Annotated in this window: 20 protein-coding genes and 1 pseudogene; 11 read left to right on the forward strand and 10 right to left on the reverse strand. The window is 64.4% G+C overall.

Annotated elements, in window-relative coordinates:
- Positions 1 to 16: 16 nt before the first annotated feature.
- Complete coding sequence (locus WBP06_RS22535; protein ID WP_395337357.1) at positions 17 to 1,045, forward strand: glycosyl hydrolase family 8; 1,029 nt, start codon at positions 17 to 19, stop codon at positions 1,043 to 1,045.
- 74 nt (positions 1,046 to 1,119) lie between these two features.
- Here the strand turns inward: WBP06_RS22535 and WBP06_RS22540 are convergent.
- Positions 1,120 to 1,549 (reverse strand): annotated as a pseudogene (locus WBP06_RS22540) (organic hydroperoxide resistance protein).
- Positions 1,550 to 1,675: 126 nt separating this feature from the next.
- On the opposite strand from WBP06_RS22540, the gene WBP06_RS22545 reads away from it, so the two are divergent.
- Entirely contained in the window at positions 1,676 to 2,131 is a 456-nt protein-coding gene (locus tag WBP06_RS22545) for a MarR family winged helix-turn-helix transcriptional regulator (RefSeq protein ID WP_395337358.1), read from the forward strand.
- A gap of 74 nt (positions 2,132 to 2,205) precedes the next feature.
- Here the strand turns inward: WBP06_RS22545 and WBP06_RS22550 are convergent, their stop codons facing one another.
- The 4 genes from WBP06_RS22550 to WBP06_RS22565 all read right to left on the reverse strand — a co-directional run bounded on the left by WBP06_RS22550 (position 2,206) and on the right by WBP06_RS22565 (position 8,183).
- Positions 2,206 to 2,823 (reverse strand): TetR family transcriptional regulator, encoded by a 618-nt coding sequence (locus WBP06_RS22550; RefSeq protein ID WP_395337359.1) that lies wholly within the window; start codon positions 2,821 to 2,823, stop codon positions 2,206 to 2,208.
- A 38-nt stretch (positions 2,824 to 2,861) separates the two neighbouring features.
- Positions 2,862 to 4,238 carry a carbohydrate porin gene (locus WBP06_RS22555; protein WP_395337360.1) on the reverse strand — a complete coding sequence of 459 codons (1,377 nt, stop codon included), beginning with the start codon at positions 4,236 to 4,238 and terminating at the stop codon, positions 2,862 to 2,864.
- A 112-nt stretch (positions 4,239 to 4,350) separates the two neighbouring features.
- The gene (locus tag WBP06_RS22560) at positions 4,351 to 6,780 is read right to left on the reverse strand and encodes a glucose/quinate/shikimate family membrane-bound PQQ-dependent dehydrogenase (RefSeq protein ID WP_395337361.1); all 2,430 of its coding nucleotides are present in this window, start codon (positions 6,778 to 6,780) and stop codon (positions 4,351 to 4,353) included.
- Between the two features lie 254 nt (positions 6,781 to 7,034).
- Positions 7,035 to 8,183, reverse strand: a complete 1,149-nt coding sequence (locus tag WBP06_RS22565) for a serine hydrolase domain-containing protein (RefSeq protein ID WP_395337362.1) — start codon at positions 8,181 to 8,183, stop codon at positions 7,035 to 7,037.
- Between the two features lie 80 nt (positions 8,184 to 8,263).
- Here WBP06_RS22565 and WBP06_RS22570 point away from each other — a divergent pair, with 80 nt between their 5' ends.
- Complete coding sequence (locus tag WBP06_RS22570) at positions 8,264 to 8,764, forward strand: MarR family winged helix-turn-helix transcriptional regulator (RefSeq protein ID WP_395337364.1); 501 nt, start codon at positions 8,264 to 8,266, stop codon at positions 8,762 to 8,764.
- Positions 8,765 to 8,851: 87 nt separating this feature from the next.
- Positions 8,852 to 10,495 (forward strand): S10 family peptidase, encoded by a 1,644-nt coding sequence (locus WBP06_RS22575; protein ID WP_395337365.1) that lies wholly within the window; start codon positions 8,852 to 8,854, stop codon positions 10,493 to 10,495.
- Between the two features lie 46 nt (positions 10,496 to 10,541).
- Here the strand turns inward: WBP06_RS22575 and WBP06_RS22580 are convergent, their stop codons facing one another.
- Positions 10,542 to 12,878: a TonB-dependent receptor gene (locus tag WBP06_RS22580; RefSeq protein ID WP_395337366.1), complete on the reverse strand. Its 2,337-nt coding sequence runs from the start codon at positions 12,876 to 12,878 to the stop codon at positions 10,542 to 10,544.
- A gap of 280 nt (positions 12,879 to 13,158) precedes the next feature.
- Here WBP06_RS22580 and WBP06_RS22585 point away from each other — a divergent pair, with 280 nt between their 5' ends.
- The 3 genes from WBP06_RS22585 (at position 13,159) to WBP06_RS22595 (ending at position 16,374) form a co-directional block, all read left to right on the forward strand.
- Positions 13,159 to 15,399 carry a fused MFS/spermidine synthase gene (locus WBP06_RS22585; RefSeq protein ID WP_395337367.1) on the forward strand — a complete coding sequence of 747 codons (2,241 nt, stop codon included), beginning with the start codon at positions 13,159 to 13,161 and terminating at the stop codon, positions 15,397 to 15,399.
- 339 nt (positions 15,400 to 15,738) lie between these two features.
- Positions 15,739 to 15,972: a hypothetical protein gene (locus WBP06_RS22590; RefSeq protein ID WP_395337368.1), complete on the forward strand. Its 234-nt coding sequence runs from the start codon at positions 15,739 to 15,741 to the stop codon at positions 15,970 to 15,972.
- Between the two features lie 126 nt (positions 15,973 to 16,098).
- Positions 16,099 to 16,374 (forward strand): DUF6356 family protein, encoded by a 276-nt coding sequence (locus tag WBP06_RS22595; RefSeq protein WP_395337369.1) that lies wholly within the window; start codon positions 16,099 to 16,101, stop codon positions 16,372 to 16,374.
- 18 nt (positions 16,375 to 16,392) lie between these two features.
- On the opposite strand, the gene WBP06_RS22600 is transcribed toward WBP06_RS22595, so the two are convergent.
- From WBP06_RS22600 to WBP06_RS22615, 4 genes are all read right to left on the reverse strand, one after another.
- Positions 16,393 to 17,313: a diguanylate cyclase gene (locus tag WBP06_RS22600; protein ID WP_395337370.1), complete on the reverse strand. Its 921-nt coding sequence runs from the start codon at positions 17,311 to 17,313 to the stop codon at positions 16,393 to 16,395.
- On the reverse strand, positions 17,310 to 20,078 hold the full coding sequence (locus WBP06_RS22605) for a response regulator (protein WP_395337371.1): 2,769 nt from the start codon (positions 20,076 to 20,078) through the stop codon (positions 17,310 to 17,312). The genes WBP06_RS22600 and WBP06_RS22605 overlap by 4 nt, the downstream gene beginning before the upstream one ends.
- A 158-nt stretch (positions 20,079 to 20,236) precedes the next feature.
- Positions 20,237 to 20,662, reverse strand: a complete 426-nt coding sequence (locus tag WBP06_RS22610; protein ID WP_395337372.1) for a hypothetical protein — start codon at positions 20,660 to 20,662, stop codon at positions 20,237 to 20,239.
- 140 nt (positions 20,663 to 20,802) lie between these two features.
- A complete protein-coding gene (locus tag WBP06_RS22615; RefSeq protein WP_395337373.1) occupies positions 20,803 to 22,062 on the reverse strand; it encodes an MFS transporter in 1,260 nt (419 codons plus the stop codon).
- Between the two features lie 261 nt (positions 22,063 to 22,323).
- On the opposite strand from WBP06_RS22615, the gene WBP06_RS22620 reads away from it, so the two are divergent.
- From WBP06_RS22620 to WBP06_RS22635, 4 genes are read left to right on the forward strand one after another with little or no spacing between them, the layout of a single operon-like run.
- Positions 22,324 to 24,039: an FAD-binding protein gene (locus tag WBP06_RS22620; RefSeq protein WP_395337374.1), complete on the forward strand. Its 1,716-nt coding sequence runs from the start codon at positions 22,324 to 22,326 to the stop codon at positions 24,037 to 24,039.
- Positions 24,036 to 24,602 (forward strand): SRPBCC family protein, encoded by a 567-nt coding sequence (locus WBP06_RS22625; RefSeq protein WP_395337375.1) that lies wholly within the window; start codon positions 24,036 to 24,038, stop codon positions 24,600 to 24,602. Before WBP06_RS22620 ends, WBP06_RS22625 begins: the two co-directional genes overlap by 4 nt.
- Positions 24,599 to 25,033 (forward strand): nuclear transport factor 2 family protein, encoded by a 435-nt coding sequence (locus tag WBP06_RS22630; RefSeq protein WP_395337376.1) that lies wholly within the window; start codon positions 24,599 to 24,601, stop codon positions 25,031 to 25,033. The genes WBP06_RS22625 and WBP06_RS22630 overlap by 4 nt, the downstream gene beginning before the upstream one ends.
- 21 nt (positions 25,034 to 25,054) lie before the next feature.
- Positions 25,055 to 25,732, forward strand: a complete 678-nt coding sequence (locus WBP06_RS22635) for a TetR/AcrR family transcriptional regulator (RefSeq protein ID WP_395337378.1) — start codon at positions 25,055 to 25,057, stop codon at positions 25,730 to 25,732.
- The last annotated feature ends 77 nt before the right edge of the window (positions 25,733 to 25,809 follow it).

Genomic DNA, 25,809 nt, shown 5'->3' on the forward strand with positions numbered 1-25,809 from the left:
GGGAATTGACGCGAAGATGACGAGCGATGGAGCGGGCATCGACCGCCGGAATTTCACGCTGGGCGCCATGCTGACCCTGACCGCGGCCTGCAACGGCGGCGCGCAGAGCCGTACGCCCGGCCGGACGGTGACCTGGGCCAGCTATCGCGAACTCTATCTTCAGCGTGACGGCCGCATCGTCGATACCGGCAACAAGGGCGTCAGCCACAGCGAGGGGCAAAGCTACGGCCTGCTTTTCGCGCTGGATGCCGGCGATCGGGATGCGTTCGACCGTATCGCCAACTGGACCCGCCAGACGATCGCACGCACGGACATGGCGCTGCATGTCTGGCGCTATGATCCCAATGCCACCGATCCGGTGGCCGATCACAACAACGCGACCGATGGCGATATCGTTATCGCCTGGGCCTTGGGCATGGCTGGCCAGCGCTGGAGCCGGCCCGACTATCTGGCCCGCGCCGCCGAAATCCGCGCGGCAATCCGCAAGCAGTGCGTGTTGGACCGCTATGGCCGCCAGCTGTTGCTGCCCGGCGTGCAGGGTTTCGTGACCGATTCCGGGGTGACACTGAACCCGTCGTACTATGTCTGGCCAGCACTGGACGCCTTCGCTCGGCTGGACGGGCAGCAGGTATGGGGCAAGGTGATCGAGGATGCGCAGGCGCTTGCCGGCCTTGGCCGGTTCGGCGCGCGCCATCTGCCGGTGGACTGGATGGCGGTTTCAGGGCCGTCGCAAGTCGCCCCCGCGCCCGACAAGCCGCCACGCTTCGGTTTTGATGCCATCCGCGTGCCGCTCTGGGCCGCGCTGGGCGGAAAACAGGTGCTGGTCGCCGATGTCGCCGCGTACTGGCGCGCCTGCGTCGCGGCCGGGAAGGCGATCCCGGCGTGGGTGGATGTGAATACCGGTCAGGAAGCCGAATATGCCTTGTCCAGCGGCGGCGCCGCAGTGGCGGGCCTGCTGCTGGGGTCGGCCCAGCCCACCTTGCTGGCGGACGATTACTACGCCGCCTCTCTGCAATTGCTGGCCCGGCTGCGGATCAACGGCTGAGGCGTTCCAACATGACACGAAAAGGGCGCGGACTTCGCAAAGTCCGCGCCCTTTTTCATGGTGCCGCCTGGATGTCAGGCGACCGAGAGCGACACTTCCACATTGCCACGGATCGCATGGCTGTAGGGGCAGATGGTGTCCGCTTCGGCAACCAGTGCTTTCGGCCGCTTCGCGATCGACGCCCGGCAGCGTGACCTGCAGCGCGACGGTCAGACCAAAGCCCTTGTCGCTGCGTGCGCCGATGCCGACCGTGGCGTTGACGCTGGCATCGGCCGGAACGCGGGGAAGCGCCTTGTCCTGAGAGGCCGCGAACTTCATCGCACCCAGGAAACAGGCCGCATAGCCCGATGCGAAGAGCTGCTCGGGATTGTTGCCCTGCCCGTTGCCGCCAAGTTCGGTAGGGGTACCCAGAGTGACAGCGAAGCTACCGTCATCGGTACGGGCCTGGCCATCGCGGCCACCGGTTGCAGTGGCGCTGGTCTTGTAGAGGGGCTTGATGGACATGGTGCATTCCTTTCTTGGGACATGGATTTGTATCGGTAGCGATTAGATCGTGTGCGATTTAAATGCATCGAGTCTCACTCAGAGTCAACCCTTGCGATTAAATCGTGTGCGATTTATATCCTGAGCATGACCGCAACGCCCGAACAGACCGCCTCTGCCCGCAGCGATCCCTTCGCGGATCTGCTCTGCTTTTCCGTCTACTCGACGGGTCTGGCGTTCAATCGCATCTACAAGCCGCTGCTCGATCGACTGGGGCTGACTTATGTCCAGTACCTCGCGCTGATTGCCCTCACCCGCCGCGACGACCAGACGGTCAGCGAGTTGGGCGAGAGCCTCTTCCTCGAATCGAACACGCTGACGCCGCTGATCAAGCGGTTAGAGGCTGCAGGCTTCGTCACCCGCCGGCGCGACACGGCCGATGAACGCGTGGTGCGGGTGGCGCTGACCGACAAAGGCCGGGAAACGATGGAAGAAGCCCGCTGCATCCCGCAGGAAGTGCTGGCCGCGACCGGAATGACGATCCCGGAACTTCAGCAATTGAACGAGACGATGAAGGGCCTGCGCGCGAACCTGAGGGACTGATCAACGCCGAACGGACTTTGAAGGTCGGCGACTGCCACTCATAGCGCTGGCCGTATGGCCGGATTTTTCTTGCCCTACACCGCCTCACAATAAGCCCGTACTATGGCGACGATCTGCTCGCGACGCTGCGCCGCCGCCGCCGCGCTCGTCACATCGACCCCGAAAATCGCACCGAACGTGTAGCGGTTGGCCACGAAGTGGAATGCCAGTGCGCTGATCGTCATGTGCAGGTCGATCGCATCAATGCCTGCGCGGAAGCTGCCGTCGGCAACGCCCCGCTCGATCAGGGCGGCCGTCTTGGGCAGGACCAGTTCGTTGCGCGCCTCTCCCACCAGGGCGACATGGGGGCCGTGGCGCATGTTCTCGTCCATCACCAGGCGTACGAGTTCGGGATGCTGGAAGTGATAGTCGAAGGTCAGCGCGGCCAACCGCTCCAGCGCCGCCAGCGGTGACAACTGATCCAGCCCAGCCTCCAACTCGGCAGACCGGATGCCGCGATAGGCTTCGGTCAATACGGCGCGGTAGAGCCCCTCCTTGCTGCCGAAATGATAATAGATCATGCGCTTCGAGGTCGCCGTGGCGGCGGCGATTTCGTCCACGCGGGCTCCGGCGAAGCCCTTGTCCGCAAAGTGGGCCGTGGCGATCGCGATGATCTCTCGCCGGTTGCGCTCGGTGAAGCCGGTATCCTGCATGGCGCGCGCTATGGGCGGTCGGCTTGCTGAGGGCAACTTCAGAACTGCATCCTGACTTGGCAGCCTATCGCCAGCGCATCGGGCGTACGGCGATAGCTGAAGGCGCCGGGATCGATGATGTACTGCACGTCGGGCCGGATCAGCAGCCAGCGATTGGCCTGAAAGCCGTAACTCATCTCGATCGCAGTCTCGCCAACCGGCAACGAAGCATAGCTGCCCGGCACCGGCGCGACGTCCACATGGGCGCGGCGCAGGCGCGGATCGACTTCGGCATAGACAAAGCCCAGCCCCGCCGTATCGGCATCGCGGCCCTTGAAAGTGCCGTTCTTCACCAGTCCCGCCGCGTACCAGCGGGTGATCTGCCCCGTTTCCTCCGGATTGAAAGTAGCCTGTCCGAACAGGGAGAGCCCGCGCGGACCCTTGCCATCGCGCCAGATCATCTGGTCCGCCAGCAGATAGACGCCGTGCCGGCCCTTCACGGTACCCCCACCGCCCTGAAGCGTGACGCGCGAAGTGTCGTAGTAGAAGCCCAGCTTGTAATGACCGGGAAGCACATGGCTGTCCTTCGCGGCGCCGGGATCGTATTCCACCTCGATCGGCAGCACCACGCCGGTCGTCCCGCCCGCAAAGGGTTTCCAGGCATTGTCCTCATCATTGAGGCGCGGGTTCACCTGATAGACGCCGGTGCGGATCGTTACGTCCGGCCGCAGCTTGAAGCGCACCGCCGCGCCCCAGCGGGCATTGGGATAGTTGTACCACCCGCTGTCTCCCGACATCGAGAGCGGATGGGCACAGAACGCCGCGTTCACGAAATTGCAGCCGATCGGCATCCCGCCAAGGTCGTTGCCCATTGCGAAGTAGCCGAGCCGCAAGTTCAGCCGGCCCGCCATCAGATTCTGTTCCCAGCTGAACTCGGTCAACCGCGCATAGTAGCCGCCGGCCGCTTCCTGGATCGGCAGGCGATTGCCCACGAAATCGGAAGAGAGCCCCACACCGCGCCGGTCGTTGACGGTGACATGGATCGTTGCACCGTCCACTCCGGCCAGCTTGTCCATGTCGAAATCGGCGCCGATCCGCACCTGTTGGACGTAAGTCGTGCCCTTGCGAAGCCCGCCATCGACTGCCGACAGTGTTTCGGAGACATAGTCGCCCCGAAACGTCACGCCGTCCTGCTTCAGCCGCGTGCGCAGTCCGCCCCAATCGCCGGTAAGCGTATCGCGGCCGCCAGGAGTAGGGGCCGCTGATGGTGCGGAGTTCGCGGTTTCCGCCGTGGCGGTTGGCGTCACGGCTTGACCGGTCGCCGCTGCCGCATCCTCCGCGTGGGCATCGTCGGCGGCGAAAGGCGCGGCGATCATCAGACCGTATCCCGTCAGGCGGGCGGTCATGCGCGTGATAGTACGAATAGGCTGGGCCAAGGCCCCCTCCTCCCCCGGCGTCTCCACGGACGCGGGTTTGTTTCAAAATGAAAAGGATGTCCGGGGGCGGAGTTGGGAATCCACCCCCGGAACGGTCACCGGACCGGCACGGTCATTTCAGCGCGTAAGCGATCACGTAATCGCCGCGATCGGGCGACTGGCGCGCACCGCCGGCGGTGATCACCACGTACTGCTTGCCGGTCTTCGGCGACTTGTAGCTCATCGGGCCACCCTGGCTGCCCACCGGCAGGCGGGCCTTCCAGACTTCCTTGCCATTCGCCGAGTTGAACGCACGCAGGTAATAGTCCTGCGTACCGGCGATGAAGACCAGGCCGCCCTGCGTAGCCAGCGTTCCGCCCAGCGTCGGAAGGCCGATGGGGATCGGCAGGCCCATCTTGATGCCCATCGGGCCGGTATCGCGCACAGTGCCGACCGGAACCTGCCACTTGATCTGGCGGGTCTTCATGTCGATCGCCGTCAGCGTGCCGAACGGCGGCGCCTGACAGGGCACGCCCAGCGCCGAGAGGAAGCGGTCCTTCACCACCGAATAGGGCGTGCCCTTCAGCGGAACGCTGCCCATGCCGGTGTTCACGGCTTCACCCGCAGCGCCGGCCTTGCCCTGCTGGGCCTTGGTCTGCGGGAACATCTGCACCCACAGGCCCAGGCGCATGTCGTTGGCAAAGATCGTGCCGGTGGTCGGGTCGGTCGAAAGGCCGCCCCAGTTCATGCCGCCCAGCGATCCGGGGAAGCTCAGCGATTTGTCAGTGCCCGGCGCGGTGTAGAGCCCTTCGTATCGCATCCCCTTGAAGGCGATGCGGCAGAGCAACTGGTCGAACGGCGTCGCCCCCCACATGTCCGCTTCGGTCAGAGGGCCAACGCCGATCTGCGGCATGCCAACCGATCGGGGCTGGGTTAGCGAATAGGGCTCGTTCGGGATGTTCGCGGCCTTGACCTTGACGTTGTCCACCTGCGTCAGCGGTTTGCCGGTTGCACGGTCGAGAACGTAAAGCTGACCTGCCTTGGTGCCGAAGACCAGCGCGGGCACCGTCTTGCCGCCACCCATCGCGAAGTCCACGAAGCTGGGCTGCATCGGCAGATCGAAATCCCACAGGTCGTTATGGACCGTCTGGAAGTGCCACTTCTCCTTGCCCGTGGTGGCATCGAGCGCGAGCATCGAAGCACCGTACTTGTGATCGAGTTCGCTGCGGGTGACGCCATAAAGGTCCACCGAAGCGCTACCCACCGGCATGAACACGGTGTTGGACGCCGGGTCGTAGGACATCGCCGCCCAGACGTTCGGCGTGGACCGGGTATAGGTCTGCCCCGCGGCAGGCATTTGGGTGATCGCCGGATTGCCGGGATCGAAGGCCCAGCGCAGCTTGCCGGTGATCACATCGAACCCGCGCATCACGCCGCCCGGCATGTCCACCTGCACATTGTCCGCCACGCGCCCGCCGACGACCACGGTGGTGCCGGCCAAAGTAGGCGCGGAGGTAAGCTGGTACTGCGGATCGGGTGCGTTGCCCAGGCCTGCCTTGAGGTCCACGCGGCCGCCGTTGCCGAAGTCGGTGCAGAACTTGCCGGTATCGGCGTCCAGCGCGATCAGTTCGGCATTGATCGTGTTCATCAGGATGCGGCGCTGGCACGGCGCACCTTCAGGCACGGTGACGGCGGTTACCGGCGTTGAGCCGGGCATGTTCGGCTGCTGGATCGGCGCCTTCGCGTCGAAATAGGCAAGGCCCCGGCAACGCATCCATACCGAAGCACGCGCGTCGATCCGCGCCTTCCACTTCTCGTGCCCCGTATCCGCATCCAGCGCGATGACGTTGTTGTGCGGCGTGCAGATGTAGACGGTGTCACCCACCTGCAGCGGGGTGTCCTGATCCTCCGCGCCGTTGCCATCGCTGACGGCGACGTCACCGGTACGGTAGGTCCAGGCGACTTTCAGGTTCTTCACATTGTCGCGCGTGATCTGGTCCAGCGCGACGAACCGGCTGCCGCCCGGCGTATTGCCGTAGGCTTCCCAGTTCTTCTGCTCGTGCGCGGGATCGACCGGGATCAACCCGTCCAGCTTGCCCGAAAACGCCACTGTGGGATGCGCCACGAACATGCCGGCGAAACCGATGGCAGAAGCAAGGCCGACCACAGCGGCGGCTGCCAGCGAGGTGCGCCACGCAGGGTTGCGACCCACGGCGCGGCGCAGCAAGGGGTAGCTCAGGGCAATCACCGTGGCCCCGACGCCCATCGCCAGCAGACGCGATATCAGCGGCCAGAAGGCAAAGCCCACTTCCCACAGCGCCCAGACGATCGTCAGCAGGAACGTCGCGCCGAACAGCAAAGCGCCCGCCGGGCGCTGGCGGGCGATCAGGAAGCCGGACACCAGCAAGGCGATGCCGGCAATCACGAAGTAGAAGCTGCCGCCCAGGCTGGCGAGTTTGATGCCGCCCAGGGTGAAGAACAGGCCGGCCAGCAGAACAATGGCCCCGATCAGGATGAGCCATGCCTTGGCCAGAAAGCCATTCGCGTTTCTCGTGCCGGACATGCGGCACCTCCTTTGTCGTTTTCGACCGCGCCGGACTTGCCCCGCCTCGCGAAGCCGCGAGCAGTGGGGTCGGCGCAGAATGCATTGGAAACGGCGCGGCTGCAACGCCGTCCGCGATCTATGTACCAACTAGTACATAGATGGTCGCAGAGCAAGACTGCGCGTATCGCGTTTCGATCAACCAGTCGTCTGATCGCGCAAGATGCGCGGAACTCTGCGGGTTTCCGGCCTTCAAATAGGTCGTATACTTCCAGCTATGCCGGATGGTCGAACGCCTTCGCAGCGATCGCCTTCATCGCATCGCGACTCTCGCGCGTGGCGGAAAGGTTGGACAGCAGGACCACGGCCGTGCGCGTTGCCGGATCGAGGTAGGCCATTGTGAGCACGCCGGGATCGCCGCCCCAGTGGTTGGGGCGCGGGATGCCGCCAAGGGCCCCTTCCTGCCAGGCCAGCCCTTGCCCGGTCAGCCAGTCAGGCAAATCGGCAGGTTTCGTCATTTCCAGCATCTGTGCGTTCGCCTGTGCGCTGAGCAGGCGCGTGCGCCCCGATACGCCGTGATTGGCTGCAGCCGCGACGATCTGGGTCAGGTCGCCCACCGATGCGCGGATCATCCCTACCGAGTAGTCAGGAAACCCTGCCGGCTCGACTGCGACAGGTGCGCCATCCGCAACGTCATAGGGTGTGGCGCGAAGATACTCCGGAGTGTTGGCCAAGGCCCACGCGATGCGCTTCAGGCCGAGCGGCCGGAACATCTTTTCCGCGGTAAAGATCCGCAAGTCCTGCCCGCAGACCCGTTGAAAAAGGTATCCCAGCAGCGCGAAGCCCATATTGCTGTAGCTCCAGCGCGCGCCCGGCAGCGATTTCACGTTGCCGGCGCCCGTGTAGCGCCCGCCAGGGGCCAGATAGCCCCGCACCATTTCGCCCAGCCCCAAGGTGGAATCTTTGCCCCTGACGCGGAAATCGACCTCGTAATAGACATCGTCCGAAATGCCGGACGTATGTTGGAGCAGGTGCCGAAAGGTGATCCGCTCCGCCCCTTCGCCCGCGATGGGAAAGTCCAGATGCGGGGCGACCGGATCGTCGAGCGCGATCAGGCCACTGTCGACAAGCTGCATGATCGCCGATCCGGTGACCGTCTTGGTGATGGACGCGATATGGAACATCGTATCGGCCCCGACAGGTCGGCGCGTCGCGATATCGGCCAGGCCATAGCCTTTCGCGAAGGTAACCACCCCCTTGCGCGCAATGCCCACCGCCAGTCCGGGGATCGTGGCGGCCTGCATCTGGTCTGTCACGAAAGTATCGAACGATGCCGCTGCCATGGCCGCGCGCGGCACGATGGCCAAGGCGAGTCCACCAGCGATCGCCGACCGCCGCGAATACCCCAAATCGTTCCGGATCATTATTCCAACCCTCTCGAACATGCTTGCGATTATATATGTAGGTGCCTACCAATCAGTCAATGGCAATCGAAAGGAAGGGAATGTCCGACTATGTAAGCCGCATGCATGGCGCGACATTGGGGGCTCGCCTGCGGCGGCTGAGCGCCACCATCGATGCCGATGCGACGCGCATCTATGCTGAACTGGGCATACGTTTCGAACAGCGCTGGTTCGGGCTGATCAACCAGCTTGCGATCGAAGGCACGATGACCGTCAGCGCGCTGGCGGAGGCATTGGGCATCAGCCATCCGTCCGTAAGCGAGGCGCGCAAGTCGCTGGAAAGTGCCGGGCTGATCCACGCCACGCCGGATCCGCAGGACAGTCGCAAGCGGGTATTGAGCCTCTCACCGGCCGGAGAGGAGCTTGTCGCCCGCCTCCGGCCGATGTGGCAGGCCTTCGACGATGCCGCGCGGGAACTCGATCAAGAGGCGGGAGAGGTTTCGGCCTCACTCGCCCGGCTGGATCAGGCGTTGGCGCGAAGGTCGCTCTACGATCGACTTAAGGAGCGTTTTGACCCTGCCGAACAAGCGCAAAGTCGTTGATTTAACGGCTGTAGCGCTTGCCATGTCGCGATCGTGTCGTAATCCTGCGCCTTCCAATCGTGGTCGCCCTTTCCCGAAAGACGATAGATGAAGCCTGCCTTGGTCGCCGTTCCCTTCGCCTGCCTGCTGGCGGCGTCCACCGCACTTGCCGCGCCGTCGGCCGGCAAGGCCGATGCGCCTGCGGCCAAGGCCGATACGGCAGCGGATGCCCCAACCCCGCTGTTCCAGCCCGAAGCGGTGCAGTCCACCGGATCGGTAACCGTGGGCGGGACGCGGATCGCCTACCACACGGTTGCCGGAACGCTGGTCGCCCATGCCAAGGGTTGGGAAGATACCGACGCCCTCGATGCCAAGTCATCCGATGATGACGACGCGAAGGCCGGCAAGGCCGAAGCATCGATGTTCTACGTCGCCTACTTCAAGGATGGCGTGCGCACACCGGGCCGCCCGATCACTTTCCTGTTCAACGGCGGCCCCGGATCATCCAGCGTATGGCTGCACATGGGCGCTTTCGGCCCGCTGCGCGTCGAAACCGCGGATAATGCCCATACCGCACCCGCGCCTTACAAGACGGTCAACAACGATGCGAGCCTGCTGGACGCCAGTGATCTGGTGTTCATCGACGCACCCGGCACCGGGTTCAGCCGCATCGCCGGCAAGGACAAGGCCAAGGCGTTTTACGGCGTGGATCAGGACATCGACGCCTTCGCCCAGTTCGTGGAGCAGTTCCTGAACAAATACGGGCGCTGGAATTCGCCCAAGTATCTGTTCGGCGAGAGCTACGGCACGATGCGCGCGGCCGGCCTCTCGCTGGCCTTGCAGAACCGCTCGATCGACCTGAATGGCGTGATCCTGCTGTCGGACATCCTGAACTGGGACCTGATGCCGGATGATCCGCAGGCCAACCCTTCGGTGGACTTGCCCTATATCGTCGCCCTGCCGACTTATGCGGCGACGGCCTGGTATCATCACAAGCTGGCCAATCAACCGGCAGACCTGAAGACCCTGCTGGCGCAAGTGGAGGCATTCGCCACGGGTGACTATGCGCAGGCGCTGATGCAGGGCAATGCCCTGCCCGATGCGGAGCGCCAGCGGATCGCCGGACAGCTTTCCGCCTTCACCGGGCTATCGGCTGCCTATCTGCTCAAGACCAACCTGCGTATCGAATATGGCGCGTTCCAGAAGGAACTGCTGGCCGATCAGGGCCTGACCACCGGCACGCTGGACACGCGCTTTTCCGGCGCGACACTGGATCCGCTGAGCAAGGTGGCGGATTACGATCCGCAGAGCGCCGCCCTGGAAGGCGCCTATATCGCCGCCTTTAACCAGTACGCGCGCGGCACGCTGCACTATGGCACTCAGGATGGTGCGGACAAGCAATTCAAACCCGGCGTGAGCATCTACGGCAGCTGGGACTATCGTCACCAGCCTCCCGGCGCCGGCAAGCCGCTGATCGCGCTGCCCAACGTGCTTCCGGATTTGGCCATCGCGATGAAGCAGAACCCGACAATGAAGGTCATGGTGAACGGCGGCTATTACGACGTTTCCACACCCTACTTCGAAGGCGTATTCGAAATGCGCCACCTGCCCGTCCCCCCGGCGCTGCAGGCCAATGTGGAGTATAAGCACTACGAGTCCGGGCACATGGTCTATGCCCACCTGCCCTCGCTGCACGAATTGCACGACAACGTGGCCGCTTTCATCCGCAGCACCGCTGGCGGAGCGAACTGACGAGCCGACGGGGCCGGACTTGTCCCGGCCCCGTCGCCGTTTCAGATCAGAACCCGCGGCGCAGCGTGACGAACCACTGACGCGGCGCGCCGGTCAGCAGCGTCTGCGAATCCCCTGAGTTGGTGAAGCCGTTCGAACCCACGGTGGAGACGTACTTCTTGTCGGTCAGGTTGGTGACGGAGACTTCCAGGGCGATACCGGACAGATAGCCATGGCCTTCCGGCACCTTGGCGCCCAGCGATGCGTCCAGCAGGAAGCGGCCACCGACCGAAACGTCGTTGGTGTAGCTGTAGTACCGCTTCGACATGTAGTTGCCGCCGATCCGGCCGAACAGGATGTTTCCGGTATAGGCCAGTTCGGCAGAGGCGATGTTGCGCGGGCTGTCGGGCACGGTTTTGCCATCTGTGGGGATCACAATGGGGTTGCCGTTGAGGTCGAGCGCACCGTCCACGACGTCGTCCTGATACTTGGAGACGTTGTAGGCGTAGGATGCGGTCGCACTGAACCCGGCCGGCAGACGCACCGTGGCCGCCGCTTCGAATCCGTAGGTGTGGACCGAGCCGACATTGGCCAGAACACTGGGGTTGCCCTGAATGCCGGGGCCCGAGGTAATCGCCAGCAAGCGATTGTCGAAATTCACGTAGTAGCCGGCAAGCGATCCCTGGAACGGACCAGAGCGGAAGCGCGCGCCACCCTCGAAGGTCTGCGAGGTTTCCGGCTTGAGTTCGCCGCTGATGGAATCAAAGCCGTCCTGCGTGGTGGAAAATGGGCCGGAGGTAACCGCCGAAACGAAGGCGCGCATGTTCTCGGTATAGCTGGCGAAGAGTTCGGCGTTGCCGGTCACCCGATAGACCGCGCCGATCTGCGGCAGGAACATGTCGTTGGCCTTGATACGCCCGGCCGGGTAGGTGGACTGGACGATCGGGTTCGCCTTGTTCACCACGTCGATGCCCTTCCAGCCACCGCTGATCGTCAGCGCATCGCCGATGTCGACCGTGTCTGACACGTGGTAGACGAACGTATTGGTCTGGAACTTGTAGTCCCATTGGGTGGCGAAAGGTCCGGTCTGGAATTCCAGCGAATTTCGCGAACTGCCGGCCAGTGTATTGTCCAGCGCGTAGAAGCGGCGGGCCTGGCGGAAGTCGTTGCTTTCATACCAGGCGCCCAGCTCCAGCTTGTTGAAGCTGACGTCCCAGTTCATCGTCGCGATCGCGCCGGCGCGGTTGATGTCGTACTCGGTCGTGCGGACGGAGAGCGGCGCGCCGGTCGGGCTGGGCACGTAAGGCGTCCACCAGAGCCCCTGCCCGTGGTTGTCGTGGTAATAAGTCTGCAGCGAGAAGCGCAGCGGACGCTCCAGCGGGGTTTCGAACTTCACGCTGCCCAGCCAGTCCCGCCGCAGGCCGGCGGCGTTGTAGTAGGCATCGTCCACCGTCTCCACCGGCTGCGTGAAAGTGGTGCCGTAAGTCGGATAGGGCAGCGTGCCGCCGGGGGCGACCTGCTGGTTCTGGTAGACGGCGGCAGCGGCATAGGCCGCCCTCCAGTCCGATGCGAAATTGTCCCAGTTATAGCCCAGGCGATCGATCATCGCCTTCGACATGTCCTGATAGTCGTTTTCGCGACGGTCGGAGTAGTCCAGCCAGGCGGTCAGGCGGCCGAAGCCCATATCGCCCACCAGCTTGGCGTTCACCTGATCCTGCTTCTGCGCACCGTCGCCCTTCCACTTGCCCGCATCCATGTGGGCATAGGAGACGGAGGCACGGAACGGGCCGAAATCGCCGCTATCCACGCGCACGAAAGCGCGGACGGTATCCTCACTGCCATAGGTGCCGCTGGCGGCGATATCCATCGTGTGCCCCGGATCGCGCGAAGTGAACAGCAGCGTGCCGCCCAGGTTGGAGGTGGATGCCGTGCCCAGCGCACCAGCGCCCTGGCTGACGGTCACCGCGCCAAGGTCTTCGGAGATGATCGCGCGGCTGATATGCAACCCGTTGTAATTGCCATAGCTCATGTCGCCCAGCGGCACACCGTCCAGCGTGAAGCCCAGCTGGTTCTGGTTGAACCCGCGCAGCGAGATGCGCGCGGACCATTCGTAGCTGCCGAAAGCATCCGCCGACTGAAAATTGACGCCCGGCAGCTTCGAAATCGCCTTCAGGGGCGATGTGCCGGGGGTCAGCAGGGCGATGTCTTCGGCGCTTACGGTCTGCGTCTGGCGGGTTTCGCCGAAGCCGAGAACGACGATCTCTCCGTTAGAGCCATCGGCGCCGGATGCTGCGGCATCGCCGGCAGGTTCGGCACCGGCCTCATCCGCAAAGGCTGGCGAGGAAACCATGCAGGCAAGAATCGAGATGCCTGCAAGCAGGCGAAAAGCGTGTTTTGTCTTCATGGGAAAGAACTCCACCCTGGAACCGAGCGGGTAGGTCCTCCTGTTCGGCGGCAAAGCCATGACGATTTGAAGTCGTTTTCAAGAAATCGGATGTTTTCAGACTTATTTACGACCAAAAGACGTTTGATCTGCATTATTATTACTTAAGTCTGACCGTGCAATGTCGTTTAAGACCGCATTGCCGCAGCGAGGCGTGGCAAGGTCAGCGGTCGGCAGCACAGTTGGGAAGAGGCGGCGCCTTGCGGCTTTATACTGATGGGGCAATGCGATAGACGGGGCCATGGCCGTTGCCGACACCTCCCGCATTTCCGGCCTGCGCGGCCCCGCGCGCGGCCTTTTCGTCGCGACGATACTTGTCGGCAGCTTTCTGCTGTTCCTAGTTCAACCGATGGTCGCGCGCATGGCCCTGCCGCGCCTGGGTGGCGCGCCGAACGTCTGGAACAGCGCGATGCTGGTCTATCAGGCACTGCTGCTGGCCGGCTATGCCTATGCAGATTGGCTGGGCCGGTTCACGCTGCGACGACAGGCGCTGATCCATATCGCTGTGCTCGCATTGGCCAGCCTGACTTTGCCGGTAGGCCTTGCCAAGGCCACGCCGCTGGGCGGCCTGCCGGAAGAACTTTGGGTGCCCTTGCTGTTGGGCCTGTCGATCGGTCCGGTGTTCTTCGCCGTTTCGGCGCAAGCGCCACTGATGCAGCGATGGTTCGCCGCCGATCCACGCGCGGGGGAACCCTGGGCCCTCTACGCGGCTTCCAACCTCGGCAGCTTTGCCGGTCTCCTTGCCTACCCGCTACTGGCCGAACCGCTGCTGAGCCTGCGCAAGCAAAGCATGGTCTGGTCCGCCGGCTTCGTGCTGCTGATCATGCTGGTGGTTCTGGCCGAGGCCAGCCGCTTTTCCTCTACCGTACCGGCACCTGCAAGGCCCCGGCATGACGAGGCCCGACGCATTCCGCTGCGGACGGTGTTGCTGTGGCTGGCGCTGTCGGCCGTTCCTTCCGGCCTCCTGCTGTCGACGACAACGCATCTGACCACCGACATCTTCGCGATGCCGCTGCTCTGGGTGATTCCGCTGGGCCTCTATCTACTCAGTTTCGTCGTCGCCTTCGCGGACCGGCGCGGCGGCGCGCGGGTGATCGGCCGCATCGCGCCGGTCGTCGCGCTATTCGCGGGCAGCTATGCGATGCTCTCGAATGGATCGGGCGGGCTGTGGGCGGCACTGGCAACCTGCGTGCTGCTGTTTTGCGTGGCCACCACGCTCCATGCGCGGCTTTACGATCTGCGACCCGAACCTTCGCAACTTACGCGCTTCTACCTCATCCTCTCGGCTGGCGGCGCGCTGGGGGGCGTCTTTACCGCCCTGCTTGCCCCCCTAATGTTCGACTGGGCCTGGGAGCATCCCTTGCTGGTGCTGGCTGCCGCACTGCTGATGCCGCTGGAACCGATGCTGCGCTGGAACGGAGATGAGGACAGCGATCCCGCCCAAGTGCGCATCGCGCTTGCCCTGCTGCTGCTGTTCGCGGCGTTCCTGGGCTGGCAGTTGGACGGCTATGCGTTGCGGCCCGAGGGCGAACTGATCGCACTGGTGCTGACGGTCTTCCTCACGGGCACCGGCGTGATGCTGATGGCATGGCGCTGGGCCTTCGTGGCGGTGCTGGCACTCGCCATGGTGACGCAAGGCGGGATCTGGACCATCCGCGCGACGCTGAAGGGAGAACGCACGCGCAGCTATTTCGGCATCTATACCGTCCATGATCGAACGGACGAACACATGCGCACGCTGGCGCACGGAACCACGCTTCATGGCGAGCAGTCGCTGGACCCGGCCCATGCGCGCGATGCGCTGACCTACTACGGGCCGGGATCAGGCGTATCGCTGGCCCTGGCGGCTGCCCCGATCATCATCGGCCCGCAAGCGCGCGTCGGCGTGGTCGGCCTGGGTACGGGCTCGCTCGCTTGCCAGTCCCATCCCGGACAGCGCTGGACTTTCTTCGAGATCGATCCCGTGGTCCTGCGCTTCTCCACATCGGGGCGCTTCACTTATCTGCGCGATTGCACGCCCGGCGCCCGCGTCGTGATCGGCGATGCCCGGCTAAAACTGGCCGCATTGCCGCCCGCCTCGTTCGACGTGCTGGTGATCGACGCCTTCTCGTCTGACGCCATCCCGATGCACCTGCTGACGCGCGAAGCCCTGCGGGTGTACACTAGGGCGCTCAGCAGCCGGGGCCTCCTGCTGCTGCACATATCGAACCGCTATATCGATCTTGCCCCCGTGGTAGCCGCGAACGCGCACGACGGCGGCCTGGCCGCGCTGACCCGGCTCGACATTCCGACGGACAAGGAGCGCTACACCCCGTCCCGCTGGATAGCACTGGCGCCCGATGGCGCCGTACTGGACCAACTCGCCCGCGCACGATCGGACATGCCATGGACCGTGCTGAGCGAACGGCCGGCGAAACCCTGGACCGATGACCACGCCTCGATCCTGCCGTATATTCGCTGGAGTCGATTGGCAGGCGGATAGCAGGCAGCGGAAAGGGCCAAGGCCCGGCCTGCGGGGCCAGTCGAAAAACGGATGCCGACGAGCGGTGCGGCATGCGCGACAAGCGACGGAGCTGGCACCGAATCGCATTGACAGCGGCTTGTCTACCGGTAAGGTTGAGAATATAGAGTTAAGGCGTTTCGGCCGGATCAAACCGGCCAATCGTGCGGGTCGACCACGACAGCACCATGTTCGAAATCAAAACACACCTCGGGGCCGAGGACAGCGAAAGATGTCCACCTCATCGCGAGGGCCCGATGGCGAGGAAATGCATGTTTCCGCCATCGGATCGGCACGGATGCGAAAAAGGAGATACGGCACATGGCACAGAACGACTATCATGTCTCCCCGCAGGGCGATAACTGGGCGGTGACGCTCCATGGCGTGGCACTGGCCGTCTTTGCGGACATGAAGGCCGCGCTCAATCGCGCCATCGATGTGGCGCATCAGGCGGGCATGGCCGGTCACGATGCCCGCGTTCTTCTAGTCGATCGCGCCGAACAGCTGCGCGCCAAGTGGATCTTCGGGCTCCACCCCTATCCGCCGACCGCCTGACCGGTCGGACACGCCATGCCGACGGCGGTGCGGGCTTCCGCACCCGCGCCGCCGCCGGTACCGTCCATCCGACCGGGTGTCGCGCAGAGGCTTGACCTGGCCGAAATCCGTAAAAGGGAGGCGACAATGTTCAGGAAGCTGTTCCTGGATCATCCCCGCGCGGTGAAAGAAACGTATGGCCAGCATTGGTACGTCGCCAATCGCTTCGGTCTACTGATGATCTTGGCGGGCCTGGGAACCATGCTGCATGGCTTCCTGCCGGGCGTGATGACCCGCACCGGCAGCAACATGGTCAGGAAACTGCACGGCGAAATGATGCGCCGCCAGCCCGGCAACCCGCAGCGAAGCCATTCCCCATCAGCCGTCCCACCCTCTGGGTGGCAACTCGAATACGAGATCTGAAGCGGGATCGGGCGCCCCTCAGTGGGAGGGGATCCCGTCGAAGCAATCCAGCGTCACCCGATCGCGCCCGTATGACTTGCTCTTGTAGAGTTGGGCATCGGCCGCCGCGATCCAGTGATCCGGCGCCATCCCGTCGGTGCAGCGCGCGCAGGCCACGCCGATGCTCACCGTCACCTGTGGCCCGATCCGCGATGTCTTGTGCGGGATGCACAACGCGTCGACCTCGCGCTTGATCTCCAGCGCCACTTCGCCCGCCGATTGCGGATCGGCGCCGGGCAGCGCGCAAAGGAACTCCTCGCCACCGTAACGCGCGGCCTTGCCGCTCAACTGGCGGATCGCCCTTGTCAGGGCCGAAGCAATCATCGTGATGCAGCGATCGCCGGCCTGATGGCCGTACGTGTCATTGAACTGCTTGAAGAAATCGATGTCGATCATGATGACCGACAGCCACTCCCCCGACCGGGCAAGGCGACCGCAATCGGCGGCGAGGTCGATTTCCAAATGGCGACGGTTGCTCAACCCGGTCAGGGCGTCAGTCACCGCCATTTGCGCCAACCGATCGCGCATCCGCTTCAACTCGACATGATTGGCAACGCGTGCGCGCAGCAAGGCGGGTTGGACAGGTTTCGTGATGTAATCGATCGCCCCCAGCGAAAGGCCGCGGACTTCCGCCTCCGAATCGCCAAGCCCGGTGGTGAAGATAACCGGCACATCCGCCAGCAACGGATCACTCTTCAACTTGCGACACGCCTCGAACCCGTCGATCCCCGGCATCACCACATCCAGCAGGACAAGATCGGGCTGCACGGCCCGTGCCACATCCAACGCGTCTTCACCCGAACTGGCAAAGCAGACGTCGTATTCGTCCTCCAGCGCGGCATTCATGATCTCGATATTGGCAAGATCGTCATCGACAATCAGGATCGTCGCCTTGTTCACGAATTGGTCCTTTGGGCAAAGCCTTCGGCCGCCAGTTTATCGGTTCCGGCACCATCGCCGCCTGAGACATCACTGCCCATGACATCGATGTTGCCCTCAAGGCCGTCGCGATCGTCGATCCGGTCGACGATTTCCAGCGCGGCGGCATAGTCCAGGCGGAGCACCGCCTGGCAGAGTGGATGGTGCTGCCGTTCCGGATGTTCCAGGCCGGACGCGTCGGCAAATTTCTCGAAGGCATCGCGCGCCCTCAGGCTGCGGCGCAGCAACAGACCGCGCAGTTCGGCCAGGGCCTGTGCCGCACGGCGTGGGTCGCCGGCCGCCCCTCCCCGTACCGATCCGCCACCTGTGGCGGAGCCGCCCAGCGACCGCGCCGCGACAATCGCCGGTCGCAAGGCTTCATCCAACGCGTCGATTTCGCTGCCTAGCACATCGATCTCGCCGCCGAGCACGTGGCGCTCGGCCTCGGTGGCGTGGAGTTGAACCATATGCAGCCCCAGCGAGCCGGCAACGCTGCGCAGGCCATGCGCAAGCCTTCGGGCCTCATCCGGCTCGCCCTCGGCCAGCGCCTCCCGCATCCGTTCAGCCACGTCGGCATAGTCCCTTCCGAAACTGACGATCAGGCGATGCAACAACGCGGTCTTGCCACCAACACGCTCCAGCGCGACCGGAATATCGAAAGGCGGCAGCTTGGCGGGCAGGACCGGCGTGGCTTCGACGGTGGTGGAGCCGGTGGCCGAATCCGGCCCTTCCGCATCGGGTGTAACCGGCTTCAGCCAGCGATCCAGCAGCGCCGCCAGCGCCGCGGGCGAGACCGGCTTGGCGATATGATCGTCCATCCCGGCATCGATGCACTTGCGCTTTTCTTCATCGAACGCGTGCGCCGTCATCGCCAGGATGGGCAGCGTGCCGCGCGGGCGCGTTTCGCGAATGCGGCGGGTGGCCTCCAGCCCGTCCATCTCGGGCATCTGCACGTCCATGAGGACGGCGGCATACGTATCACCGCGGCGCGCGACCAGATCGCAGGCAATACGCCCGTTCACCGCCGGATCGACGATCAGGCCCGCCTGCGTCAGCAGTTCGGTCGCGATCTCCAGATTGATCTCGTTATCCTCCACCAGCAGCACGCGCTGGCCGCGCAAATGCGGCTCCACCTGCCGGGTTCCGGTTTCCTCGCGAGAAGTTGCCTCTGTCGCGGCATATTCGTCGGCAAAGAGCGCGGTAATCGTTTCAAGCAGCGCCTGCGGATCGATGGGCTTGGCCAGAACGGCGGAAATCGGGATGCCCTGCGCTTCGGCCATGGCCTCATCCACGCTGTAGGCGGTTAGGATCAGCGTAATCGGCATGGGGCCGTCGCCCGCGCGTTCCTGCAGGATACGGGCCAGTTCGATCCCGTCCATGCCCGGCATCTTCCAGTCGATCAGCACAAGGTCGAACGGATTGTCACGCTTGCAGGCATCGGCGCAGGCGGCCAGCGCCTCCTCGCCCGAGGCCGCCAGATCGATCCTCATGCCCCAGTGCCCGAAGATGCCCTGCACGATTTCCCGCGATGCCGGATTGTCGTCCGCCGCCAGCACGCGCAGCGCGCGGATTTGGTCGAACGAGACGGCGCGGCTTGCCGGCACCGCGCCGGCTTCCGCCACTTCGAACCGGCAGGTGAACGTACTGCCCTGCCCCGGCGCGCTCTTGACCGAGATGGAGCCGCCCATCTGTTCCAAGATCTGCTTGCAGATCGCCAGCCCCAGCCCGGTGCCGCCGAACCGCCGCGTGGTCGAATTGTCGGCCTGGGAGAATGGCTTGTACAGCCCCGCCTGCTGCTGCGCATTCATGCCAATGCCGTCGTCGGCCACGATCAGTTCCAGCATGGCAAGCTCACCCGTCGGGCCGCTGCGCTTGCCCACCAGTTCAAGCCCGATCTCCACCCGGCCACCGGCCGAGAACTTGACTGCGTTGCTCAGGAGGTTGATCGCCACTTGCGCCAGGCGCAGCGGATCGCCGCAGACCGCCGGCGGTACATCCGGGCCGATATGGGTGAAGATGCGCACGCCCTTGGCCTGCGCCTCGAACGACACCAGCTGGACCTGATCGGCAATCGTCGTGCGCAGATCGAAATCGTGCGATTCCAGCATCAGTTTGCCGGCTTCGTTCTTCGAAAAGTCCAGAATGTCGTTGATCAGGCGCAGCAGCGACGATCCGGCGCCCTTGATCTTTTCCACGAAATCGCGCTGCCGGTCGTCCAGGCTGGTGTGTCCGATCAGGTGGCTGTAGCCAAGGATCGCGTTCATGGGCGTACGGATTTCGTGGCTCATGTTGGCCAGGAACATGCTTTTCACGCGCGTGGCCTCTTCCGCCTCGCGCGTGCGTTCTTCCAGCGCCTCGTTCTTCAGCAGGATCTCGTCGCTCATCCGGCCGATGCGCTGGAAGCTGGCAGTCAACATGCCATTGAGCCAGACCAGCACCGCCGTCTGGAACGCCACGATCCCGGCGTGCAGCAGGACGCGCTCAAACGTCCCGGCCTGCGAGAAGACCGCGTATGGCAGCAGATAAAGCAACAACAGATGGTGCAATGCGATGGCGATGGCGGCAACCAGGATCGCCTCGCGATCAAGCCACGCGATGGTCAGTGCCAGCATCGCGAAGAAGTACATGTGCATGTCCATCTGCCACGGATGGCCACGCAGCAGGAACAGCAGGATCGCCGCTTCGCCCATCAGGGCGACGGCGGAAAGATAGCGGGTTGCCGGTGCCGGCCCCTGCAGAACCCACATCAGGTGATAGGATCCCGCCAGCGCCGCGCCTGCCAGCGCGGCTTAGAGCGGTGATTCGCCCTGCAGCAGCGCAACCAGCGCATGCAGCGGAACGTGGAGCCAGAGCAGTACGACCAGAAAGCGGCCGAACTTGGTGCGAAGGGCGGCGATTTCGTCGTTCATGGCTTTTGGCTCGTTTGTGGACGGGGGGCCGTTTCTTGTGGCGAAGCGCAGCCAAGCGGGCCGGAAACGCGGCGGACGAAAAGGGCCCCCGCGTTTTCCAGTGCCTGTCCGAAATGCGGATCTGCCGATGCCGCGATCACCGTGTTGGAAAATCCGCCCGGCCGCACCAGCCTGCCGCCGGCGGCACGCACCAGCCCGGTCGTCCGCGCCAGCGTCCAGCCAGGAGGCGCGATCACAAGATAGCCCTCGCCCTGTCCTGCACCGCCGCCCAGACCGAGCGAGGCGGCCAGCAGCCCGCCTACCAGCAGGATCAGCATCAATGCGGCAGGCAAAAGGTCACGGCCCCGCAGGCGGGGCCGATTATCCGGGCGGAACGGCTCCGCAAACTGATTCCCGTGCATTTGCAACAGCATGGCACCCACCAATCCCCCCCGGGCGTGCGAGCATAGCTAAGTAACGGTGTTTCAAACGTAAATATAGTATGGTCGCGTATTCCCCGGTCGCGGAAAAATATATTTCACCAAAAGCCTTTGCAGGCGCCCCTGGCGTTGAATCCGGCCGGCTATTTTCGCGCACGTTCGAAAGGGCGGATGTCGAAGTTGCGCGCCTGCCGCAGCGCGGGGAACAGCCGGGACCAGATCAGCGTCACGGCGATCGCGCCGATGCCGCCAACCACGACCGTCGCCGTGGGCCCGAGGAGGGAGGCCACGAAGCCCGACTCGGCTTCGCCCAACTCGTTCGATGCGGATATGAAGAGGGAGGAGACCGCCCCCACCCGGCCGCGCATGTCCTGCGGCGTGGAAAGCTGGATCAGCGATTGTCGCACATAGACCGAGAACATGTCGGCCGCGCCCGATACGGTCAGGCACAGCAACGAAAGGGGCAGCCAGCGTGACAGGCCGAAGCCGAGGATGGCCGCGCCATAGACGGCCACTGCCGCCAGCATCTTCACCCCCACGTCGCGATTGAGCGGCCGCCATGAAAACCAGAATGCAGCCAGCATCGCCCCCAATGCGGGCGCGGCGCGCAGGGTGCCCAGCCCGCTTGGACCGATCGCCAGAATGTCATGCGCGAAAACCGGCAGCAGCGCAGTCGCCCCCCCCAGCAACACGGCCATCAGGTCCAGCGAGATCGCGCCCAGAATCAGCGGATGGTGGCGCACATAAGATATCCCCTCCACCATCTGCTGCCAGGGATGCACGCCGGCATTCCGTCGCGTGCGCGGCACCGGCAGGATCAGCATGAAGCACAGCAGCGAAACCGCAAACAGCGCAGAGGCCGCGACATAGGGAAAGACCGGCCCGACCGCATAGAGGAACCCGACCGACGCCGGACCGACGATGGCGCCCAGCCGGCTGGCGATGGAGTTGATCGCGATGGCCCGGGGCAGCACTTCGGCCGGAACAAGATCCGGCGCCAGCGCACTCAGCGCCGGCATCGAAAATGCCCTGACCACGCCGAACAGCCCTGCCACCACGAACAGCGCCGCCAGGGTGACGCCATGGCCCGAATTGAGCCAACCCAGCAGCACCGCGCACCCCAGTTGCACCACCCCGCACAGCCGCGCGATCACGCGCCGGTCGACATGGTCCGCCGTCCAGCCCGTAACCAGCACCAGCAGGAACAGCGGGATGAACTGGACCAGCCCCACTACGCCCAGTTGGAAGGCCGCATCCTTAATGCTGCGCGTCAGCCGGGCGACTTCGTAAACCTGCCAGCCCAGCACCACGACCATGCCGCCCTGCGCCATCGTCGTGCATAGCCGAGCCACCCAGAACAGCCGGAAGGCGGGAAACGAGAGGGGATGTCTCGATGGGCTCACTGCATTCTCCGACGGGCGTGCTTTTGGGGCGCGCGCTTCGGGTCGCTGCTGGCCGGTAACGTGGCGGCTGGCAAGCGCGAGGCGTGAAAAAGCAATCACCGGCGACGGCATTCGATGAAAACCCATCGCCGGGGCGGACTGGCCATTAATCGGTCCATGCCGTATCATAATCGCAGCAGGACCGACCTGCCGGGAAAAGCGCCGGGCGAACGCGGCGCGTCTTCGGCCATGAAGAGGTTGGCGGAAGCTGGGAGACAGCCGGTGAAAGCGGACAGCGTACCTGAACAATGGGATCTGGAAGCAGATGTGGTGGCAATCGGCTCCGGCGCGGGCGGGTTGTGCGCAGCGATCACCGCGCAGGACCATGGCTGCTCCGCCTTGATCCTTGAACGGTCGGATCAGGTGGGCGGCGTTACCGCCTATTCGATGGGCGAGGTCTGGATCGCCGGCAATCATCTGGCCAAGGGGCTGGGCATCGACGATTCCCCCGAAAGCGGCTTCCGCTACGTGCAGGGGCTTGCCGCCGGCTATGCGGATGAGGTTGCCATCCTCAATCAGGCGATCCACGCCCCCGTCGCGCTGAAGTATTTTGAGGATGCAATCGGGCTGCAACTGGCGGCGATCCCGGACTGCCCGGACTATTACTATCCCCACAGCAACGATAGCGTGGCAGAGGGGCGGTTGCTGGAACCCGTGCCGTTCCCCGCCGCCTCGCTGGGCGAATGGCAGTTCCGCACGCGGGTTTCGCCGCATGTGCCCTATGGCATGACACACCATGACATCTTCGCCAATGGCGGCACTGCGAACATGCGCAACTGGGACTATGCCACGATGGCAGAGCGCATGGGCAATGACGAGCGCTGCCTTGGCCCCGGCCTTGCCGCCTACTTCGTGAAGGGTGCGCTGGATCGCGGCATTCCCCTGCTCACCGGCGTCAATGCGGAAAAGCTGATCGGCGACGGAGAGCGCATCGTCGGCGTGCAGGCCAAGCGCGACGGCAAGGACATCTTCATCAAGGCCAATCGCGGCGTGGTGATCGCGGTGAGCAGTTACGAGCGTGATCCCGCCTATTCACGCACGCTGGGCAACCTGATCGATCCGGAATCGATGGTGATGCAGACGATCGACGGGGCACACCTGCGGCTGGCCGGGCCATTCGGGGCGCGGATCGCCCGCGTTCCGGACGGGACGATCCTGGGCGTCCACACCCCGGGAGAGGAACAGGAGGGAGACCTGCCACTCTGGCGCGGCGCCCTGCCCTACATGGGCCTGCCCCATACCATCGTGGTCAACCGCGCGGGCAAGCGTTTCGGGAACGAGGCGTTCTACCGGTCGATCGCCCACGCCATGAATGCGATCGACGGCAATTCGCAGACCCACGTCAACTATCCCTGCTGGGCGATCTTCGACAGCCAGGCGCGGGAGAAATATCCGTTCGGCGGCGTCATGCCGGGGCAGGACCTGCCCGATGGCATGGGCGCGAAGGCGGGCAGTCTGGCCGAACTCGCCGCCATGATCGGCGTGGACGGGCCGGGGCTGGAACAGACGGTGGCGGCGTTCAACCGCTATTCGACCGCCGGGGAAGACCCCGAATTCCGGCGCGGCGCTTTCCCATGGAGCGTCACCATGTGCGGCGATCCCAACCAGAAGCCCAATGCCAATCTGGGCCCGCTGGAACAGGGCCCTTTCTATGCCGTGCCGCTGCACCGTCTGGCAGGCGGGGGCATCGCCTCTGCCGGGCTGCTGGGTGATGAACATTGCCGGGTGATCGGCTGGGACGATGCGCCGATCGAGGGGCTGTACGTCGCCGGCAATTCGATGGCCCGGCTGGACAATGGCGCCGTCATGCAGAGCGGCATGACCAATGCGCGCGGGATGACGCACGGCTATCTGGCGGCACTCCACGCCATCGGCCGCCCCAGCATTCTGCTGGACGAGGCGTTGGCGCGGCGCCCGCAGGCGGAAGCCGCCGAATGATCGAAACCGAACAGACCGTCACCATCGGGCGGGGCATAGAGGAGGTCTGGGCCCATGTGCGCGATATCGAGCGCTGGGCCAATCTGATGCCCGGGCTTCGCGAATGCCGGATCGTCGACGCGGACAATTCCAGCTGGGTGCTGAAAATCGGCGCCGGCGGGTTGGTGCGCACCGTTCACGTCAACGTGCATGTGGGCGCGTGGGACGGGCCGGAACGCGTCGCCTTCACCTACGATCTGGATGGCGATCCCGTGCAAGGCGCAGGCACCTATCGGGCGCGGTCGCTGGGGCCGGCGGAAACCGAAGTGACGCTGCAGGTGCAGGTGATCGGCAGCGGCCAGATGGCGATGATGTGGGAAGCCATGGGCAAACCGCTGCTGCCGCAGTTCGCGCGGAGTTTCGCCCAGCAGTTGAAGGCCGAGATCGAGACGGCGGAGGTAGAGGCTGCACGGGAAACGATGGCCCAAACGGCCCCCCGCCCCTCTGTGCTGGCCCGCTTGCTCCGGCTGATCGGGAAGCTGTTCGGACGGCCCGCCGCGATCGAAAGAAAGGGAATGTCATGAGCGAAGCGAACAAGCGGATCGTGATCGAATTCATAGAGGCATTCAGCCGGGGCGATGCCGTGGCCGCCGAAAAGTGCCTTGCCCCTGATGCGGTGACAGACGCCAAGGGCTTCGGCAAACTCTCCGGCCCGCGGGTCCGCGAGATGATCCTGGCGACAACGGCCGCGTTCCGCGACCTCATCCCCACCGGGCTTCGCCCCGCGTTCAAGACGGTGACTGCCGAGGACGACCGTGTCGTCGTGGAATTCGAAGGCGACGCGGTGCTGGCCAATGGGGAGGCCTATTGCAACCAGTACTGCATGGCCTTCACCCTGCACGAAGGCAGGATTCGGCACGTCAACGAATACTACTGCACGCTGCTGGCGGACGAGAAGATCCTTCCCCTGCTCGCCGATGTCGAGCGTCGGCGCCATGAAATGGAAGAGCGCTGACATGCGCGGAATGGCCGGTTCATGAACATTGCCACTCCGTCGTCGGCCGCGCGCCCGACAACATCCCGCCCGACAACACCCCGGGCGCCGGGGCGACCGACGCTGGAGGAAGGTGCGGAAATAGACGGGCAGTTGCTGGACGTCGCCCTGCAGGAATTCCTGCGCCACGGATATGGCGGCACCTCCATGACGCGGATCGTGAAGGCGGCGGGTATTTCCAAGACCACGCTCTATTCGCGCTATTCCTCGAAAGAGCAACTGTTTCGCGCCATCATGGTGCAGCAGATGGACCGTGCGCTGGGGGCGACGCTGGTGCAATTGCAGATCAGCGACACGGATCTGGAGAAAGGCCTTGTCGCCTATGCCGACCGCTCTCTGGATCTCAGCTTCCAGGGCAGCTTTCTGAGCGTGAACCGGCTGATCTACAGCGAATCCCACCGGTTTCCCGAACTGGGCATCGCCGCAGCGGAACGCACCCAGATCGGCGTTGGGCAGATCGCGGACTTCATCGTCCACTGCGCGGCCGCGCAGGGCCGCGTGCCTGCCGATCCGCAGGCGGCGGCCGAAGCGTTCATCCTGATGCTGCGCGGCTATTACGTGAACGTCATGCTGACCAACCGGCCGGTTCCCCGCCCGGCACGGCAGGACTGGATCCGCCGTGCGGTCGCCGCCTTCATCGCCGGGCGAGATGGCTGGTGACGAGCCGCTTTCGCTAGCGAAAGCGCCGTGACGATATGCCCGTCGCCAAACTTTGCCGGAAGCCGGGCTAGTGCGAA

The organism is Novosphingobium mississippiense (genome assembly GCF_044029535.1).
In the GTDB taxonomy this organism is placed as follows: domain Bacteria; phylum Pseudomonadota; class Alphaproteobacteria; order Sphingomonadales; family Sphingomonadaceae; genus Novosphingobium.

Bases quoted from the DNA above. Each gene is read 5' to 3' on its own strand.
- WBP06_RS22535 (WP_395337357.1), top strand. From the start codon at position 17: ATGACGAGCGATGGAGCGGGCATCGACCGCCGGAATTTCACGCTGGGC.
- WBP06_RS22545 (WP_395337358.1), top strand. From the start codon at position 1,676: ATGACCGCAACGCCCGAACAGACCGCCTCTGCCCGCAGCGATCCCTTC.
- WBP06_RS22550 (WP_395337359.1), bottom strand. From the start codon at position 2,823: ATGCAGGATACCGGCTTCACCGAGCGCAACCGGCGAGAGATCATCGCG.
- WBP06_RS22560 (WP_395337361.1), bottom strand. From the start codon at position 6,780: ATGTCCGGCACGAGAAACGCGAATGGCTTTCTGGCCAAGGCATGGCTC.
- WBP06_RS22565 (WP_395337362.1), bottom strand. From the start codon at position 8,183: ATGATCCGGAACGATTTGGGGTATTCGCGGCGGTCGGCGATCGCTGGT.
- WBP06_RS22570 (WP_395337364.1), top strand. From the start codon at position 8,264: ATGTCCGACTATGTAAGCCGCATGCATGGCGCGACATTGGGGGCTCGC.
- WBP06_RS22575 (WP_395337365.1), top strand. From the start codon at position 8,852: ATGAAGCCTGCCTTGGTCGCCGTTCCCTTCGCCTGCCTGCTGGCGGCG.
- WBP06_RS22580 (WP_395337366.1), bottom strand. From the start codon at position 12,878: ATGAAGACAAAACACGCTTTTCGCCTGCTTGCAGGCATCTCGATTCTT.
- WBP06_RS22585 (WP_395337367.1), top strand. From the start codon at position 13,159: ATGGCCGTTGCCGACACCTCCCGCATTTCCGGCCTGCGCGGCCCCGCG.
- WBP06_RS22590 (WP_395337368.1), top strand. From the start codon at position 15,739: ATGGCACAGAACGACTATCATGTCTCCCCGCAGGGCGATAACTGGGCG.
- WBP06_RS22595 (WP_395337369.1), top strand. From the start codon at position 16,099: ATGTTCAGGAAGCTGTTCCTGGATCATCCCCGCGCGGTGAAAGAAACG.
- WBP06_RS22605 (WP_395337371.1), bottom strand. From the start codon at position 20,078: ATGTGGGTTCTGCAGGGGCCGGCACCGGCAACCCGCTATCTTTCCGCC.
- WBP06_RS22625 (WP_395337375.1), top strand. From the start codon at position 24,036: ATGATCGAAACCGAACAGACCGTCACCATCGGGCGGGGCATAGAGGAG.
- WBP06_RS22630 (WP_395337376.1), top strand. From the start codon at position 24,599: ATGAGCGAAGCGAACAAGCGGATCGTGATCGAATTCATAGAGGCATTC.
- WBP06_RS22635 (WP_395337378.1), top strand. From the start codon at position 25,055: ATGAACATTGCCACTCCGTCGTCGGCCGCGCGCCCGACAACATCCCGC.